The sequence below is a fragment of the Morganella sp. B601 genome, from assembly GCF_051172335.1.
Classification (GTDB): domain Bacteria; phylum Pseudomonadota; class Gammaproteobacteria; order Enterobacterales; family Enterobacteriaceae; genus Morganella; species Morganella morganii.
Window position 1 is genome coordinate 205,805 of record NZ_JBPIZE010000005.1, and the last position, 16,502, is coordinate 222,306.

The 16,502-nt window shown below is 54.5% G+C and carries 16 protein-coding genes; 6 read left to right on the plus strand and 10 right to left on the minus strand.

The window, feature by feature from the left end; all coding sequences use genetic code 11:
• Window positions 1–47 precede the first annotated feature (47 nt).
• From gluQRS to panC, 4 genes are all read left to right on the plus strand, one after another.
• Window positions 48–950, plus strand: coding sequence for a tRNA glutamyl-Q(34) synthetase GluQRS (gluQRS, locus tag ACSBQN_RS14470; RefSeq protein WP_024472739.1), 903 nt, complete (start codon window positions 48–50; stop codon window positions 948–950).
• A 100-nt stretch (window positions 951–1,050) separates the two neighbouring features.
• On the plus strand, window positions 1,051–2,586 hold the full coding sequence (pcnB, locus tag ACSBQN_RS14475; protein WP_174525726.1) for a polynucleotide adenylyltransferase PcnB: 1,536 nt from the start codon (window positions 1,051–1,053) through the stop codon (window positions 2,584–2,586).
• Complete coding sequence (folK, locus tag ACSBQN_RS14480; protein WP_024472741.1) at window positions 2,583–3,083, plus strand: 2-amino-4-hydroxy-6-hydroxymethyldihydropteridine diphosphokinase; 501 nt, start codon at window positions 2,583–2,585, stop codon at window positions 3,081–3,083. Before pcnB ends, folK begins: the two co-directional genes overlap by 4 nt.
• Before the next feature lie 34 nt (window positions 3,084–3,117).
• Window positions 3,118–4,005: a pantoate--beta-alanine ligase gene (panC, locus tag ACSBQN_RS14485; RefSeq protein ID WP_024472742.1), complete on the plus strand. Its 888-nt coding sequence runs from the start codon at window positions 3,118–3,120 to the stop codon at window positions 4,003–4,005.
• Here panC and ACSBQN_RS14490 read toward each other — a convergent pair.
• The 7 genes from ACSBQN_RS14490 to ACSBQN_RS14520 all read right to left on the minus strand — a co-directional run bounded on the left by ACSBQN_RS14490 (window position 3,977) and on the right by ACSBQN_RS14520 (window position 12,246).
• Window positions 3,977–5,320, minus strand: coding sequence for a TolC family protein (locus ACSBQN_RS14490; protein ID WP_036408615.1), 1,344 nt, complete (start codon window positions 5,318–5,320; stop codon window positions 3,977–3,979). The genes panC and ACSBQN_RS14490 overlap by 29 nt on opposite strands.
• A 5-nt stretch (window positions 5,321–5,325) precedes the next feature.
• Window positions 5,326–6,633: an HlyD family type I secretion periplasmic adaptor subunit gene (locus tag ACSBQN_RS14495; protein WP_024472743.1), complete on the minus strand. Its 1,308-nt coding sequence runs from the start codon at window positions 6,631–6,633 to the stop codon at window positions 5,326–5,328.
• Window positions 6,623–8,329, minus strand: coding sequence for a type I secretion system permease/ATPase (locus tag ACSBQN_RS14500; protein WP_354632928.1), 1,707 nt, complete (start codon window positions 8,327–8,329; stop codon window positions 6,623–6,625). The genes ACSBQN_RS14495 and ACSBQN_RS14500 overlap by 11 nt, the downstream gene beginning before the upstream one ends.
• Window positions 8,330–8,399: 70 nt before the next feature.
• On the minus strand, window positions 8,400–8,828 hold the full coding sequence (locus tag ACSBQN_RS14505; protein ID WP_354632930.1) for an AprI/Inh family metalloprotease inhibitor: 429 nt from the start codon (window positions 8,826–8,828) through the stop codon (window positions 8,400–8,402).
• Window positions 8,803–10,257 (minus strand): serralysin family metalloprotease, encoded by a 1,455-nt coding sequence (locus ACSBQN_RS14510; RefSeq protein WP_354632931.1) that lies wholly within the window; start codon window positions 10,255–10,257, stop codon window positions 8,803–8,805. Before ACSBQN_RS14510 ends, ACSBQN_RS14505 begins: the two co-directional genes overlap by 26 nt.
• A 295-nt stretch (window positions 10,258–10,552) precedes the next feature.
• Entirely contained in the window at window positions 10,553–11,323 is a 771-nt protein-coding gene (locus tag ACSBQN_RS14515) for an ABC transporter permease (RefSeq protein WP_004236001.1), read from the minus strand.
• The gene (locus tag ACSBQN_RS14520; RefSeq protein ID WP_004238932.1) at window positions 11,320–12,246 is read right to left on the minus strand and encodes an ABC transporter ATP-binding protein; all 927 of its coding nucleotides are present in this window, start codon (window positions 12,244–12,246) and stop codon (window positions 11,320–11,322) included. Before ACSBQN_RS14520 ends, ACSBQN_RS14515 begins: the two co-directional genes overlap by 4 nt.
• A 184-nt stretch (window positions 12,247–12,430) precedes the next feature.
• On the opposite strand from ACSBQN_RS14520, the gene can reads away from it, so the two are divergent.
• Window positions 12,431–13,090 carry a carbonate dehydratase gene (can, locus tag ACSBQN_RS14525; protein ID WP_004236004.1) on the plus strand — a complete coding sequence of 220 codons (660 nt, stop codon included), beginning with the start codon at window positions 12,431–12,433 and terminating at the stop codon, window positions 13,088–13,090.
• Window positions 13,091–13,154: 64 nt separating this feature from the next.
• On the opposite strand, the gene ACSBQN_RS14530 is transcribed toward can, so the two are convergent.
• The 3 genes from ACSBQN_RS14530 to cueO form a co-directional block, all read right to left on the minus strand.
• Window positions 13,155–13,439 carry a helix-turn-helix domain-containing protein gene (locus tag ACSBQN_RS14530; protein WP_024472747.1) on the minus strand — a complete coding sequence of 95 codons (285 nt, stop codon included), beginning with the start codon at window positions 13,437–13,439 and terminating at the stop codon, window positions 13,155–13,157.
• A gap of 122 nt (window positions 13,440–13,561) precedes the next feature.
• Window positions 13,562–14,101 carry a hypoxanthine phosphoribosyltransferase gene (hpt, locus tag ACSBQN_RS14535; protein ID WP_015422488.1) on the minus strand — a complete coding sequence of 180 codons (540 nt, stop codon included), beginning with the start codon at window positions 14,099–14,101 and terminating at the stop codon, window positions 13,562–13,564.
• Between the two features lie 153 nt (window positions 14,102–14,254).
• The gene (cueO, locus tag ACSBQN_RS14540; protein ID WP_152696850.1) at window positions 14,255–15,859 is read right to left on the minus strand and encodes a multicopper oxidase CueO; all 1,605 of its coding nucleotides are present in this window, start codon (window positions 15,857–15,859) and stop codon (window positions 14,255–14,257) included.
• A gap of 213 nt (window positions 15,860–16,072) precedes the next feature.
• Here cueO and ACSBQN_RS14545 point away from each other — a divergent pair, with 213 nt between their 5' ends.
• Window positions 16,073–16,417: a YacC family pilotin-like protein gene (locus ACSBQN_RS14545; protein WP_024472749.1), complete on the plus strand. Its 345-nt coding sequence runs from the start codon at window positions 16,073–16,075 to the stop codon at window positions 16,415–16,417.
• Window positions 16,418–16,502 lie beyond the last annotated feature (85 nt).

Sequence of the window (16,502 nt, forward strand, 5' to 3'; positions counted from 1 at the left end):
CCACAGACGGCGCTTTGACAGCGCCGTCCGTTTTTATGCCACTACAGATGACGGAATATTCTGCCGGCTCAGCGCCCGGTTATACCGGCCGCTTCGCACCCTCACCTTCCGGTGCGCTTCATTTCGGCTCTCTGGTGACCGCACTGGGGAGTTATCTTCAGGCCCGTCACCTCGGCGGACGCTGGCTTCTCCGTATTGATGATATCGACCCGCCCCGTGAAGTACCGGGTGCTGCGGATGCCATTCTGCGTATTCTTGACCATTACGGCCTGCACTGGGACGGCGATGTGCTGTATCAGTCGCGCCGCCATGATGCTTACCGTGACGTGATTGAACAGCTGAAAGCCACCGGGCTGTGCTATTACTGCACCTGCACACGGCATGATGTACATGACAGCGGCGGCCATTACCCCGGCACCTGCCGTCAGCGCGGCCTGCCGCCGGATAACGCCGCGCTGCGGCTTATCAGGACGCATCCGGTGTACCATTTTACCGATGGCCTGCGGGGCGATGTGTTTACGGATAACGCCACAGCAGAGGAAGATATCATTATCTTCCGCAAAGATAAGCTCTTTGCCTATAACCTGGTGGTGGTGCTCGATGATGATTATCAGGGTGTGACAGAGGTGGTCAGAGGCGCGGATTTACTGTATCCCACCTCACATCAGCTCTCATTATACCGCCAGCTCAGGCTGCCGGAGCCGCATTATCTGCATTTGCCGTTGATGCTGGGCCCGGCGGCGCGTAAACTCTCCAAGCAAAATCATGCCACCCCGGTGCCGCTCAGTGATCCGCGCCCGCTGTTATGGCAGGCGTTGCAGGTACTCCGGCAGCCGCTGCCGGAAACGGATCCGCTGTCGCTTTCCCTGACTGAACTGCTGGCATACAGTGTGCGGAACTGGGATATTGCTGCCGTACCGCGTGATGATGTGGTGACGGACAGGGAATAATTCCGCAATATCCGGGCTAAAGCATTCTCAAAAAACCAAGTGTACGATATTATTAGTCGCTTATTTTTTAGTTCATTTAATTGTTATACAGAGGTGTACCATTTTAAACCGAGTCGCAAAGTTCTGTCGCAGTCTGATTTCCCGCGAGAATAAGGCAGATTGCACAGAGGCTGCCAGTGAAAGGCCGGCCCCGAATGCTGACCATACGCCGCAGAATCCGTCACCCCGTGAGGCTTCCCCCGCGCGTCCTGCCGCTAAACGCAAAAAACCGGCAAAAAATATGGATAACAGCGGGACAGTCAGCGCAACGGTAATTCCCCGCAACAGTCATTCTATTTCCCGTCAGGACATCAGCGAGAATGCGCTGAAGGTTCTGTACCGCCTGAATAAATCAGGTTTTGACGCCTATCTGGTCGGCGGCGGTGTCCGTGATCTGCTGCTGGAGCGCAAACCCAAAGATTTCGATATCGCGACCAATGCCACGCCGGACGAAGTGAGAAAACTGTTCCGCAACTGCCGTCTGGTCGGCCGCCGTTTCCGTCTGGCTCACATTATGTTCGGCCCGGATATTATCGAAGTCGCGACCTTCCGTGGTCCGCATGACAATAACGAACCAGCTGATGACGGCAAAGCCCGCTCTCAGCAGGGCAAAAACGGCATGCTGCTGCGCGATAATATTTTCGGCACCATTGAAGAAGATGCCGTCCGCCGCGATTTCACCATTAACAGCCTTTATTACAGCGTGGCTGATTTTACCGTCCGTGATTATGTCGGCGGACTGGCAGATTTACAGCAGCGCATTATCCGTCTGATCGGCGATCCGGAAACCCGTTACCGGGAAGACCCGGTGCGTATGCTGCGCGCCATCCGTTTTGCCGCCAAACTGGATATGACCATCGAACCGGAGACCGCCGCGCCTATCCGCACGCTGAGCACACTGCTGCGTGATATCCCGCCTGCGCGTCTTTTCGAGGAAGTACTCAAGTTATTACAGGCCGGTGACGGACACCGTACGTTTGAATTATTACGTGAATACGATCTGCTGGATATGCTGTTCCCGCTGGTTGCCGGGCCGCTGAAAGAGAACCCGGACACCCCGCTGTCCCGTATCGTGGATCAGGTACTGAAAAATACTGACTACCGTATTCATAATGATCAGCGCGTCAATCCGGCCTTCCTGTTTGCCGTGATGCTGTGGTATCCGCTGTGCGAACATGCGGAAAAACTGGCTCAGGAGAGCGGGCTGGCCTATTACGAAGCCTTCGCGATTGCCATTAATGACATCCTGGATGAACAGTGCCGCGCGATTGCTATTCCGAAACGCCTGACCACCACTATGCGTGATATCTGGCAGTTACAGTTACGTCTGCCGCGCCGTCAGGGCAAACGCGCGATCCGTCTGATGGAAAATCAGAAATTCCGCGCCGCCTTTGACCTGCTCGAACTGCGTGCGAATGTGGAAGGCCGTCATGAGTTACAGGAACTGGCTCACTGGTGGGCAGATTTCCAGCAGGCGAATGCCCCGCAGCAGCGCTCTATGGTGACTGAACTGGGCAGTGATCCGGTCAAACGCCGTCCGCGCCCGCGCCGCCGCCATCCGCGTGCCCGTCAGGGTAACGGAAACAGTGAATCATGATTCCGGTCTATATTGCGATCGGCAGTAATCTTGCCGATCCGCTTGACCAGGTCAACCGGGCGATTGCCGCGCTGAGTGCTGTCCCGCAAAGCCGCCTGGTGCGCCACTCCGCTTTTTACCGCACCGCGCCGATGGGCCCCGCCGGACAGCCTGATTATCTTAATGCGGCTGTTTTGCTGGAAACTGACCTGACACCGCACCAGCTGCTCGATGCCACCCAGGCTATCGAACTGGCTCACGGCCGTGTCCGTAAGGATGAGCGCTGGGGTCCCCGCACATTAGACTTAGATATCATGCTGTTTGGTGATATGGTCATCAGTGATGCGCGGCTGACCGTGCCGCATTACGGCCTGAAAGTGCGTGAATTTATGCTGTACCCGCTCGCCGAAATCGCCCCCGGGCTGATTCTGCCGGACGGCGAGCCACTTGCGGCGGTTGTTGCCCGCACCCCGGAAAACGGGCTTGGCCTCTGGTCATCATCAGAGCCGGTACGCTGAACTTTCTGCTCAACAGACAGACAAGGAGACACTGATGCGGATTATTGAAACTGCGCTGATCCTGCGCAAAGAGATTGCCCGTCTGCGGACTGACGGCAAACGTGTTGCGTTTATCCCGACAATGGGAAACCTGCATGACGGCCACCTGGCACTGATAAAAGAAGCCCGTAACCAGGCGGATATTGTCGTGGTGTCTGTCTTTGTGAATCCGCTCCAGTTCCCCCGCGAAGATGATTTGCAGCGCTACCCGCGCACTCTCCAGGCAGACTGCGAAAAACTGAGCAAAGCGCAGGTGGATCTGGTGTATGCCCCGGCGGTCAGTGATGTCTATCCGCACGGGTTGGCTCACCAGACTCAGGTGGTTGTACCGCCGCTGCTCAGTCAGTGTGATGAGCCGCATCAGCGCACCCGTCTGCGCGGTATCGCCACCGTGATGTGCAAGCTGTTCAATCTGGTACAACCGGATATCGTTTTCTTCGGTACCAACGACCATCCGCGTTTCCTGACTATCCGCCGTCTGATCCGTGACCTGAATTATGATATCGCACTGGCCACCATTCCGACCGTCCGGGAAAAAACCGGGCTGGCACTCAGCTCCTGCAATACCCTGCTGAATAAAGAGGAAAAAGAGGCGGCACCGCATCTGTATCAGGTTATGCAGACCCTCGCGGATATGATCCGTGAACGCCCGAGTGCCATTGCCGAAAGTCTGGATAATGCCCGTGATGATTTAAGCCGTGCCGGATTCCGCGATATCAGCCTGGAAATCTGTGATGCCGATGACCTGGAAGCTGTGCGCGTCAACAGCGAGAAGGCCGTGATTCTGGCCTCCGCCTGGCTGGGAAATATCCGCCTGATCGACTGCCTGCATGTTAACATGCCGAACCCGGCGGTCAGTGAGACGGTCTCTCCGTCACTGTAAAATAGTCCTCAATCAGCCTGAAAAGCCCGGTTTCCGGCGTGCTGCTGTAATGACGCAGCCGGAACCAGGCCAGAAGCCCGTCATAGCGGGCTTTTGTCAGCTCCTGCTCCGCCTGATAATACTGGTCACGGGCATGTGCCACCTCCGGCTGACTGTTCTGCCCTGCCGCATATCCCTTTTCCGCCGCCGTTACCTGTAACTGCGCTGCCGCAGCGGCCTGCTCCAGCGCCGCCAGCTGTATACTACTGTGGCGGAACACCTGATACTGACGTGCCAGGTCACGCCGGAGTGTCTGTACCAGTGCATCCTGTTCAAACTGCGCCTGCTGAATCTGAGCAGACACCTTGCGCATCCCCGCCAGATCTTTTCCGCCGCTGAACAGCGGAACTGAAAGATGGATCCCGGCACTGAGATTACGGTAACGCTGACCGACAGTATCATTGCTGTCCGATCGGGTATCTGACCAGGCGGCAAAGAGCTGTGCCGACGGCATAAACGCCCCGCGCTGTACCTCTGCCGCCGCTTTTGCCAGTGAGGTTTCCTGCTGTGCCGCTTTGATTTCCGGATGCACGGCCTGCATCTGCTGTTCCTGAGCCGCATAATCACCGTCATTCAGGTGTGGTAACCGGAAATCCCCCGCTTTCAGTGCCGGAAGATCCTGCATCCGCAGCTGCGGCAGACCGGTAAGATCAGACAATATCAGCAGCGCATTCAGGCTTTCCGCTTCTGTTTCCGCGAGCTGCGCCTGACGTTGCCGCAGACGGGCACGGGCGGATTCAATCTCTGTCACAGTGCCCTCCCCGAGCTGCAAAAGGCGCTGTGCAGCCGCCAGCTGAGCGGTATTCAGTGCCAGCCGGAGCCGGTCTGTTTTCTGTAGTTCCAGAGCACAGGCCAGGTTCAGATACGCAGAGACCAGCCGGTTGATAAGCTCTGCCTGCTGTATCTGCAAGCGGCTCTCTGCGGCAGTACCGCGTATCTGTGCGCTCCGGTACTGATGGTATGCTGTGTAATCAAACAGCGGCTGTGTCACCACCAGGTTGAGGGAATGGCTGCTGTAACCCCGCTTACCGACCACCGGTGCCCGCTGTGTCAGCCGATTATACGGCGTGTTCTGATAACTCAGCCCGGCGGACGGCAGCAGGTGTGATTTCCCGGCGGCAGCCTCTGCCTGTTCCGCCTCATAAGCCTTACCCGCAGCACGGAATGACAGATCATTGTTCAGCGCGGACTGACCGAGTTCAGACAAGGTCACCGCCTGCACACCGGCGGACAACAGACACAGCAGTGCCGTAAAAAGGCGTTTTGCAGAATGCATAGGGATCACTCCTCGGTCAGCGCGAAAAAGAGCCGGTCAGTTACAGGCTTAAACAGATAACTGAGCAGTGACCGTTCACCGGTGCGGATAAAAATCTCAGCAGGCATACCGGGTTTGATCACCTGAGCCGCCGCCGTTTCCGGCACAGCGATCTGAATCTGATAATAAGGCTCCCCGTTTGCCGGATTTATCAGACGATCGGCGGAAATCATCGTCAGTTCGCCGCGCAGTTTTGGGGTCAGGTTCTGATTGAATGCGGTAAACAGCAGATCCGCAGACTGACCGGGGGTGACTTTATCTATCCACTGCGGTGATAATTTACCTTCAATAATCAGTGTCTGTTGTTCCGGCACCACCGACATCAGTTTTTCCCCGGCTTTCACCACACCGCCTGCGGTAAACACGGACACATCCATAACAGTACCGGTCACCGGCGCGGTAATGACATGCTGTTCCAGCCGCTCGTTTTCGATAATCTGTTGTTTTTTCAGCTCACTGCGCTGAACTGACAAACGTGATAACTCCTCGCGGATCCCGCCGTGAAAAGCCGCCTGTCTCTGTGTGATCTGCTCTGTCTGTGCGGATTTTTCTTCCTCCGCACGGCTTATCTGTAGCCTGGCGTCACCCGCCTGATTGCGCAGTGCCGCACTTTCCCGCCGGATCTCCTGATAACGGTGGCGCGGCAGATATCCCTCATCCGCCAGCGATTTCAGGTTTACCGCCTGTGCCGTCAGGCTGTCCGCCTGTTGCGCAGTACTGCGGGCAATCTCCCGCAGAGTGATAAGCCGCTGTGTCAGGCCGTCAACCGTGACCCGGCGGGCCTGAATCTCGCTCTCCAGTTCAAGCCGCCGGTCTGTAAGCAGTGCATTCTGTGCCTGTAACTGTACCCGGCCATACGCGGGCGGCGCATAAAAGACATCATCCGCCGCCGGGGTAAATGCCGCTTCACCGCGCAGCTCTGCCTCCAGCCGCCGTTGGATCAGCAATGTGCTGTCGAGCTGCTCTGCCAGCGACACCGCCTGAGCCTGAGACTGCACCGGGCGCAGCCGTACCAGTACCTGATCTTTTTCCGCCCTCTGACCGTTCTGCACATAAATCGCAGAAATCACGCCATCCGCCGGAGACTGCACCTGCTTGATATTACCGGCGATCACAACCGTTCCCGATGCGGCAACCCCCTGATCCAGCGGGGCGAATCCCGCCCACAACAGAAAACCGGCAAGACCGGAAGCAACCACGTATTTCCCCGCCCGCTGATACCCGCCGGTATCCGTTTTTACCTCCGGCGTCCCGGACAACCATTTAGTGATCATTATTTTTACCAGCCTGATTATTAAGCGTTTCAATGACCTTCTCCGACGGGCCAAAAAGCTGCATCCGGCCGCCGGCGAGCAGCAACAGCTTGTCCGTCACGGACAGCAGCGGTTTATGGTGAGTAATAAGCACAATGGTTTTTCCCTGTTTTTTCAGGGTATTCATGGCAGATAGCAGCGCACTGAGCCCGGCATCATCCAGCGCGGCATTGGGCTCATCCAGAATGATCAGTGCCGGTGAGCCGTACAGTGCCCGCGCCAGGGCGATCCGCTGCCGCTGACCGCCGGAAAGGCCGGTACCGTCAGCCCCGGTCAGCGTTTCATAGCCCTGCGGCAGTTGTAGGATCAATTCATGTACCTGTGCCAGTTGCGCCGCACGGATGATATTTTCCGGATCCGCATCCGGGTCAAAACGGGCGATATTAGCGGCGATTGTGCCGGGAAAAAGCGCAATTTCCTGGGGAAGATAGCCGATATATTTACCGGACACCGCCTTGTCCTGCTGACAGAGATCAGCCCCGTCCAGCCGGACAGCCCCGCGTGTTGCAGGCCACAACCCGGCGAGCAATTTTGCCAGCGCCGATTTCCCGGCACCTGACGGGCCGATAATTCCCAGCACCTCTCCCGGTGCGAGACTGAAATGCAGATTGTGCAACAGCGGCGTGTCACAGCCGGGATAACCCGCCTGTATCACTGAAACCGACAGATGCCCCTGCGGAACCGGCAATGCCAGTTTCTGCGGTGGTTGCGGGTGAGCCGCCAGCAACGCAGTAAGCCGCTGATACGCCAGCCTGCTCTCTTTGGCGCTTTTCCATACGCCTGTGACCTGTTCGACCGGCGACAGCGCGCGTCCCAGCAGAATCGACCCGGCAATCATCATGCCCGGCGAGATGGTATTATCCAGCGCCAGCCAGCCGCCCAGCCCCAGCATCAGGGATTGCAGGATCAGGCGCACGGTTTTGGTGGTTGTCATTATTTTTGCTGAATAATCACTGGCCCGGGTCTGTTCCTTCAGGCTGTCGCAGTGCCGGTTCAGCCAGCGCTGACGCAGATACTGCTGCATTCCCATCGCCTCTGCGGGTTCAGTATGGGCAAAATGGCTGCCCTGCATGCCCTGTGCGGCGGCAGAAGAGCGGTTTGCAGCGGTCAGCGGCGGCCCGGAAAGCCGTTCATTGAGCAACGCAAGCGCGATCAGCACGACGGCACCGCCACAGGCAAACAATCCCAGCCACGGATTAAACAAGGCGATCACCAGCAGATAAAGCGGGAACCAGGGCAGATCGAGAAAAGCAAAAATACCGTTGCCGGTGATAAAACGGCGCAGGATCATCAGATCGGTCTGTGCCTGTAACGGCAGCTGCCCCGGCGTGCGGTGCAGCTTTGCCTGAAACGCCGCATCATAAACCCGGCTGTTCAGAGCCAGATCGAACTGGTTACTCATGCGGATCACCAGCATATTGCGCAGATAATCGAGAACGCCGGTCAGTACCAGTAATCCGGCCATTATCAGCGTCAGCATCAGCAGTGTCATTTCATTGCCGGAAGGCAAAACGCGGTCGTACACCTGCAACATATACACAGACGGCACCAGCATCAGCAGATTAATCAGCCCGCTGAATAATGCCAGTGAGGTAAACAGGGACTTGCGGGCGGCAATAAATGCCGTAATGTCATTTCTGGTTTTCCCGGAAAGCATACACAGGGACTCCGCCCGGCATGTCTGCCGGGATTGATAATATTGTTCACCAGGTAAAAAAGAGAGGTAATTACTCTTTCAGAAGACAGGCGCCATTTTCATGCCAGATTTCCGCGCGGTAACGGCCGGGGGCTTCGGCGGAAAAGAAATAACGGGTGGTGCCGTCTGCGGTAAGAAACGCAATGCCGTCCGGCGCCGGGCGCCAGGCCGTTATTTGCGGCTGTGCCGTGAAATGCAGCTGAAACCCGTCTGCCGCGCTGTCGGGAACCGCTGTGAGTCCGACCGGCAGCGTCTGCCCGTCCTCCGTAAACTGCCAGTTGCCCTGAAGATCATCTGCGGCGGGGATTTTCTGGCTGATTGCCGCACTCTGTCCGGATAACAGCAGTGAAAACAATAACAATGATGATTGACTGATATGCATAATACCTTCCTGAATGCTGCGGACGCCGCACCGGCCGCGCCCGCCTGCTGCGTTAAACGATAAAATCAGTGTGAACATTCACCATACCGGTGATATCCACTTTAAAATCAGGCTGGTACTGATTTCCGCTGACATTAATCAGCAACTCTGTCAGGTTCAGTCCGTCATCATAGCGGAGCATCGCTTCCCCGGCCGCACCGGTAAATTCATCGGTGAAATAAATGAATTTTTCCCCGGCGCTGTTCTGATTCAGTCCCTGTAAATCAATACGGTCCAGCCCGGTTGAGAAATCACGGATATGGTCAGGCCGGTCATACAGCGAATCCGACACAGCCGAGAACACAAAGATATCGCTCCCGGTGCCGCCCCAGAGCTGATCCTGCCCGGCGCCACCGTACAGCACATCATTCCCGCCGTTACCCATCAGGATATTGTTCTCATCGTTACCGATGATCACATCATTTCCGCGCCCACCAAACGCATTTTCAATCTTCACGTTGTGTGCGATTGACACATTCCCGGTCAGACCGCCGACATCCGAAAAATCACCTTCCCGCAGCGAAATTTTCTGATCCTGCTTATAACGGGAGAAATTCAGTGTGTCATTTCCGCCGCCGTCCCAGACGGTGAAAATAAGTTTATCTGTGGCATTTTGGGCGGAGTAATAATCGCGCCCGGTATTGGAATCAAACCCGTACACAGTATCATCAGTGCGGATGTTATAATTGGCACCATACAGTTTCTGAATCGCCATAATGTCATCCAGCAGCGGCGCGGAAGCGTAGTAACCTTTGTGGTCCGCACCGGTGATTTTTTCACTCCAGTAACTCATCACACTGTACTGGCGGGTATCTTCAGCGTAATCCGCATCTTTATAAGAAGGACGCCCCTGACCGGCGTTATAGTTACCCGGATGGTTCAGCCCGAGGGTATGACCGATTTCATGAGTAAATGTCAGACGGCCATAGTTTCCGGTCACCGGTTTCACATTCAGCGCCCCGGGTTCTGAACTGTACCAGGACTGACCGGAGACATCAAAACCCCGTGAGTCGGTCACCACATCGCCAAAATAATCTTTGGTGTGCGGCAGCCAGGCGTATGCCTGTGTGTATTTATCATTGATATAACCGAAGGTGATATTGGTGTAGATATCTCCCCGGCCTGCATCCACTTCAGTAAAGGTAATGTTTGCCACGTCAGCCCATGACTGCAGTGATAAACGGGCCTGATCTTTCTGATAGTCATTAAAGCCTTTCAGGCCGGTATTTCCTGCCGCGTTATAATACATCCCTTCCCATGTCGGGAATGAATAGGTGATTTCCGCGGGCTGCCCGGTCACACCAACGCCATTCCAGCCGGTGTTGGATCTGGCAATGTGATCTCCGGCCTCAAAGGCATCATATGAAATTTTATTATTAATCCAGCGTCCGTTACCCCGCCCCGGACTGCTTAACACATCATCGATAAACGACCATCCGTCTTCCCTGCCGTATGCAGCGATACCCATAAAAATATCTCCGAATGTAATAATGAAACAGTGTGAAATTTATCCTTAAACATCAGTACACAGCCGGTTTTTACCGGCCCGCACACGATAAACACATTAATTTAATTAATCTATATTCCGGAAGATAAACGCATACTAATTCTGTGATTTAACTTTGGCAGGCGCAGGAACGGGAGAAGGTCTGTATTAATCGGGGATAAACCGAGGAAAAATAATTACATAGCGCAGGAAAATAATCAGGACAGATACAAAAAACCCGGCAACCATGTGCCGGGCTTTTTATCAGAAAGCAGGATCAGGTTCTCAGACCGCGCCCTTTCTCAATCAGGCGCCAGGTGAGCAGATAAAACACCGCAATAAACAGGCTCAGTACCCCGAGGGTAGTGGTCAGAGAGACATCACTGATACCGAGGAAACCATAACGGAAGCCGCTGATCATATAGACAATCGGGTTCAGTTTCGACACCGCCTGCCAGAACGCCGGTAACAGCGTCAGAGAGTAAAACACCCCGCCCAGGTAGGTCAGCGGCGTCAGGACGAACGTCGGGATAATGCTGATATCATCAAAGCTTTTCGCAAACAGCGCATTAAGCAGCCCCGCCAGCGAGAACAGAATGGAAGTCATCAGCAGCGTGGCAATGATCATAAACCAGGAGTGGATCTGTAACGGCACAAAGAACAGAGATACTAATGTGACCAGGATCCCGACCAGTACACCGCGCGCCACACCACCGCCGACAAACCCGGCGATAATGACGTGGGTCGGCACCGGCGCCACCAGCAGTTCCTCAATACTTTTCTGGAATTTTGCCCCGAAAAAAGAAGAGGATACGTTGGCATAGGAGTTCGTAATCACTGACATCATAATCAGGCCGGGCACGATAAACTGCATGTAACCGACACCGCCCATTTCACCGATCCGGTTACCGATAAGATTACCGAAAATAATAAAATAGAGTGACATGGTGATCACCGGCGGGATCAGCGTCTGGATCCAAATCCGCATAAAACGGGTGATTTCTTTGCGCCAGATTGTTTTCAGCGCCACCCAGTACAGCGACATCATTTTGCAGCCTCCAAATCATGATTCACCAGATGCACAAATAATTCCTCCAGCCGGTTCGCTTTGTTGCGCATGCTTAACACATCAATGCCCTGCGCATTCAGCTGGGCAAAAACGCCGTTCAGCCCCTGTTCACGGCGGACATCCACCTCCAGCGTTGAGGTATCAGTCAGCCGGAACGTGTAGCCCTCAAGCTGCGGCAGCGGGTTTTTTGAGCCCAGATCGAGGATAAAGGTTTCCGATTCCAGCTTACCGAGCAGCGCTTTCATACTGGTGTTTTCCACCAGTTCGCCGTGCTGGATAATCCCGATATTGCGGCACAGCATTTCCGCTTCCTCGAGATAGTGCGTGGTGAGAATGATCGTGGTGCCCTGTGCATTCAGGGTCTTGAGGAACCCCCACATGGAGCGGCGCAGTTCGATATCCACCCCGGCGGTCGGTTCGTCGAGGATCAGCAGTTTCGGCTGATGCATCAGAGCGCGGGCAATCATCAGGCGGCGCTTCATCCCGCCGGACAGACGCATCGCGCGCTCATCACGTTTCTCCCACAAATCCAGCTGCGTTAAGTAGGTTTTCGCCCGCTCCTGCGCCAGTTTGTGCGGCACCCCGTAATAGCCCGCCTGCTGTAAGACAATCTGCAGTACGGTCTCAAACGGGTTGAAGTTAAACTCCTGCGGTACCAGGCCGAGCTGACGTTTGGCCAGAACCAGATCGGTATCGATGTCATAACCGAACACGGAGACTTTGCCGCCGGTTTTATTCACCAGTGAACTGATGATCCCGATGGTGGTGGATTTTCCCGCGCCGTTCGGACCCAGCAGGGCGTAGAAATCGCCGGCACTGACTTTCAGGTCAATTCCCCGTAAAGCCTGCACGCCTCCCGCATACTGCTTGGTTAATTGTGATATTTCCAGTGCATAGGTCATAACAGAAAAATACCTTTTTAATTTAGAAATTTGGGTGCAATATAAACCGAAATAATACCTGCGAACCGGAATCGGTTCTTGACAATTTGTCTTCTTTGCTGAAATTATTTAATAACAATTTATTAAAATTTAAATTTTTTATACAAAAGATTCTAGCTAAAGGATCTGCAACAGGCTATCCGTCATGATGAAAAAAATCGAAGAACTGTTTGCCAATAACAAACAGTGGTCCGAATCTGTAAACGAAAAAGATCCGGAATTTTTCAAAGAGTTAGCACAGGCTCAAAAGCCGCGTTTTCTCTGGATCGGCTGCTCCGACAGCCGTGTTCCCGCCGAAAAACTGATCGAAGCAGCACCGGGCGATCTGTTTGTTCACCGTAATGTGGCAAACCTTGTCATCCATACCGACCTGAACTGCCTGTCCGTCATCCAGTATGCCGTGGATGTGCTCCAGGTTGAACATATTATCGTCTGCGGTCACTACAACTGCGGCGGTATTCAGGCCGCAATTGAGGGCACCGAGCTGGGGCTTATCAACAACTGGTTACTGCATATCCGTGATATCTGGTATCAGCACAGCTCCCTGCTGGGCGAACTCGCGCCACAGGACCGCATCAACCGTCTGTGTGAACTGAACGTGGTGGAACAGGTGTATAACCTGGGTCACTCCACCATTATGCAGGCAGCGTGGAAACGCGGCCAGCGTGTGATGATCCACGGCTGGATCTACGGGATTAACAACGGCCTGCTGCATGATCTGGATATCAGCTCTGACAGCCGCGAGAAAATGGAACTGGCTTACCGTCAGGCCGTGGCCAAACTTTCAAATATGCCGTCGTCCTGATCACGACAGAAACAAGCCCCGGATACCGGGGCTTTATTTTTGCTCAGATAAACAGCGGTACTTATTACAAAATAATTTTCGGGTTTTTTACACCGCATGCTGCTGCGTAGCGGGCTAATGTTTCGACAGTCGCTTTTTCCGCATTGCGCTCTGTGCGTGAGACTGCCGCCGGAGTGATTCCCAGACGGGCCGCGACCTGTGAGCTGGTCAGCCCGGCAGAACAGCGCCACGACAGTAATTGTTCCCGGATCCGTTCCGCCCGCAGTTCCGCTTCATAAATTGCGTTCACTTCCGGGTCGGATAAAATGTTTTCGCGGGCTTCTGCCCACGGAATGGATTTTTTACTCATCGTTCAGCATCTCCTCCAACCGCCGTGCTGCGGCAGTTAATACAGATGAAGGGAGTTTCACAGATTTTCAGTGATAAAAAAAGCACCCTCAGGTGCTTTTTCCGCTGTCACAACCGGACAGATTACTCTTCCAGCAGTGTCACATGGCCGATATACGGCAGGTGGCGGTAGCTCTGAGCGTAGTCGATGCCGTAGCCGACCACAAATTTGTCTTCGATTGCGTAACCGACCCAGTCAACCGGCACATCCACCTCACGGCGGGACGGTTTATCCAGCAGGGTGCAGATAGCCACGGAGTTCGGGCCGCGCAGAGACAGAATGTCGCGCACACGGTGCAGTGTATTTCCGGAATCAATGATATCTTCCACGATCAGCACGTCTTTGCCGCGGATATCTTCGTCCAGGTCTTTGACAATTTTCACATCACGGGTGGACGAGGTGCCGCTGCCGTAACTGGATACCGTCATAAAATCGACTTCATGCGGAACATCAATTTTACGGCACAGATCGGCCATAAAAATAAAAGATCCTTTCAGTAACCCGACTAAGACCAGCTCTTTGTTGCTGTGACGATAGTGTGCGGAAATTTCGCTGCCGAGATCGGCAACGCGCTGCTGAATCTCAGCTTCGGAGATCATTGTATCTAAGGTGTGTTTCTTCATGATTTTTTTGTCGTCAACGGTACGCTGTTTCAGTGGTTCGGTATTAAACCCGGTTTAATACCGGTCAGAAAGCGCGTTAGTTTAGCATACCACGGACAGATAAACAGTATCCGCGCCATGACTGACGCGGATTGTCGCCGGTTAATTTTATATTCAGGCCGTGACAGTAAAGCCGGTCATCATACCGGTATCTTCATGTTCCAGCAGGTGACAGTGCGCCATAAACGGATGCGCATTGGTGGCAGGATGGTCGAATTTCACCAGCACTTCGCTGACATTACCTTCGATCCGCACCATATCTTTCCAGCCCTGCCGGTGTGCCGCCGGTGTGCGTCCGCCTTCGCTGAGAATACGGAAACGGGTGCCGTGGATATGGAACGGGTGCAGCATCATGTCGCCGACACCGGAAATAATCCAGCGCTCCGCCTGTCCCTGTTTCACATCAAAAGCACTTTCGGTCATGGAGAACGGGATGCCGTTGATGCTGTTGGCATTCATCAGATCAACCTCACCGGAGCCGCAGTGGCCGCCGCGCATGCCGCGCCCCATACCATTATTATTCATTCCGCCCATATGTCCGCCGCTCATATGGCCGCCCATACCGCCGTGCATGCCCATCCCGGCCATCGCCTGCGGGCCGTATTTGTCGGTCAGCATCATCATGCCCTGCATGTCGAGGCGCATATCCATCATCAGACGGAACTCACGTACCGGCAGACGGGAGGTGTCGATCAGGGCAGGCATGGCTGCCAGCACATCCGGCAGTTTGCCGCGCGCAGCATCGAGAGTCGGACGGACAGACAGCACCGGCAGCGGAGCATCAAACGGTGCCAGGGTCATCCCCATCTGACGAACCGGCAAGGTGACAATATCAAACATTTTTCCGTCTGATGTATCCACCAGCACTTCAAACCGTTCCCCCGGCAGCATCGGCAGCTCCTGCACTTTTACCGGTTCGGCCAGCAAACCGCCGTCACTACCGACCACATACAGCGGGCGCCCGTCACCGGCAGCCATCCTCAGACTGCGGGCGTTACAGCCGTTGAGCAGCCGCAGACGCAACCAGCCGCGCGGGGCCATATGCTGCGGGTAAACCGCACCGTTGGTAAGCATGGTGTCACCAAACCAGCCGACCGCCGCTGACATCACATCCAGCTGATAATCAATTTCACCGTCTGCGGTCAGGCGTTTATCCTGCAGTACCACCGGGATATCATCCGTTCCCCACTCCCCCGGCAGACCGGTTGAGGCGGTATTGTCATCCTCAATCAGCACCAGCCCGGCCAGTCCCATCGCGACCTGATGGCCGGTTTTACCATGGGTGTGCGGGTGGAACCAGCAGGTGGCTTCCGGCTGATCCGGCGTGAAACTGACCGTGCGGGTGCCGCCCGGGGCGATAATGGCCTGCGGCCCGCCATCCTGCTCGCCGCTGATCTCCAGGCCGTGCCAGTGAACAGTGGTCGCTTCCGGCAGTTTATTGACGATATCCACCGTCACCGGTTTACCGCGCCGCAGTTTCAGTGCCGGGCCCAGTAAATCACCGTTATATCCCCAGGTTTGGGTGGTTTTGCCGGGAATAAACGCCATTTTCCCCTGCTGAATATTCAGGGTGATTTTTTGTGCATTATCCGCCGTTAACAGGGGCGGAATACCGAGAGCCGGGCGTTCCTGTGCCGCAAAGGCAAACCGGCTCCATGCCGGCAGCATCGTGGCAGCACCTAAGAATGCGCTATATTTCAAAAAATCGCGTCGTTGCATGATATGCTTCCTTTATCATCAGTGGTGATATGCTATGACAAAATAATTTAGTTCTGTTATAGCGCAGGCTAAACCCTGCCCTAAGGGTAAGGTCAATGTATTCCCTTCTCCGGAATAAGGGCTTTACACCACTTTAGTCAGCGGATGACATTCGCGACAAAACTATTAAAATCTTCACATAAACTGACAGGCGCTACCGGTAAACTACTTACTATGAAAATATTCATTCACGCTTTATTCAGCTGTGCCCTGCTGCTTTCCCTGCCCGCGAAAGCGCTGACGCCGTCACAGGCTGAAGACCTCGCCGGACTGACTGCGGTTTTTATTTATCTGAAAAATGATTGCGGCTACGGGGATTTACCGAATGCCCGCATCGAAAAAGCGATCTTACTGTTTGCCAAAAGTAACCGCTGGGATATGAGCAATTATGATACCCGGCAGATGGCGGAAATGAATAAAGATAACTATTTCGACATCAAACATATAAAGCTGCCGGAAAACTACAAATGCACCGCACTGGCCCGTGATTCACTGCCGTTGCTTGCCTATGTGAAATAATTTACCTGCAACCGAATCGGTTAAGCGGTAAAAAAACAGCCGGAGAGCGGATTTCTGTATGAATATCCTCGATTATCACCCGCTA

What these genes read in the sequence shown, in the direction of transcription:
- gluQRS (WP_024472739.1), top strand. Translation starts at nt 48, where the DNA reads ATGACGGAATATTCTGCCGGCTCAGCGCCCGGTTATACCGGCCGCTTC.
- folK (WP_024472741.1), top strand. Translation starts at nt 2,583, where the DNA reads ATGATTCCGGTCTATATTGCGATCGGCAGTAATCTTGCCGATCCGCTT.
- panC (WP_024472742.1), top strand. Translation starts at nt 3,118, where the DNA reads ATGCGGATTATTGAAACTGCGCTGATCCTGCGCAAAGAGATTGCCCGT.
- ACSBQN_RS14490 (WP_036408615.1), bottom strand. Translation starts at nt 5,320, where the DNA reads ATGCATTCTGCAAAACGCCTTTTTACGGCACTGCTGTGTCTGTTGTCC.
- ACSBQN_RS14495 (WP_024472743.1), bottom strand. Translation starts at nt 6,633, where the DNA reads ATGATCACTAAATGGTTGTCCGGGACGCCGGAGGTAAAAACGGATACC.
- ACSBQN_RS14500 (WP_354632928.1), bottom strand. Translation starts at nt 8,329, where the DNA reads ATGCTTTCCGGGAAAACCAGAAATGACATTACGGCATTTATTGCCGCC.
- ACSBQN_RS14505 (WP_354632930.1), bottom strand. Translation starts at nt 8,828, where the DNA reads ATGTTCACACTGATTTTATCGTTTAACGCAGCAGGCGGGCGCGGCCGG.
- ACSBQN_RS14510 (WP_354632931.1), bottom strand. Translation starts at nt 10,257, where the DNA reads ATGGGTATCGCTGCATACGGCAGGGAAGACGGATGGTCGTTTATCGAT.
- ACSBQN_RS14515 (WP_004236001.1), bottom strand. Translation starts at nt 11,323, where the DNA reads ATGATGTCGCTGTACTGGGTGGCGCTGAAAACAATCTGGCGCAAAGAA.
- ACSBQN_RS14520 (WP_004238932.1), bottom strand. Translation starts at nt 12,246, where the DNA reads ATGACCTATGCACTGGAAATATCACAATTAACCAAGCAGTATGCGGGA.
- can (WP_004236004.1), top strand. Translation starts at nt 12,431, where the DNA reads ATGATGAAAAAAATCGAAGAACTGTTTGCCAATAACAAACAGTGGTCC.
- ACSBQN_RS14530 (WP_024472747.1), bottom strand. Translation starts at nt 13,439, where the DNA reads ATGAGTAAAAAATCCATTCCGTGGGCAGAAGCCCGCGAAAACATTTTA.
- hpt (WP_015422488.1), bottom strand. Translation starts at nt 14,101, where the DNA reads ATGAAGAAACACACCTTAGATACAATGATCTCCGAAGCTGAGATTCAG.
- cueO (WP_152696850.1), bottom strand. Translation starts at nt 15,859, where the DNA reads ATGCAACGACGCGATTTTTTGAAATATAGCGCATTCTTAGGTGCTGCC.
- ACSBQN_RS14545 (WP_024472749.1), top strand. Translation starts at nt 16,073, where the DNA reads ATGAAAATATTCATTCACGCTTTATTCAGCTGTGCCCTGCTGCTTTCC.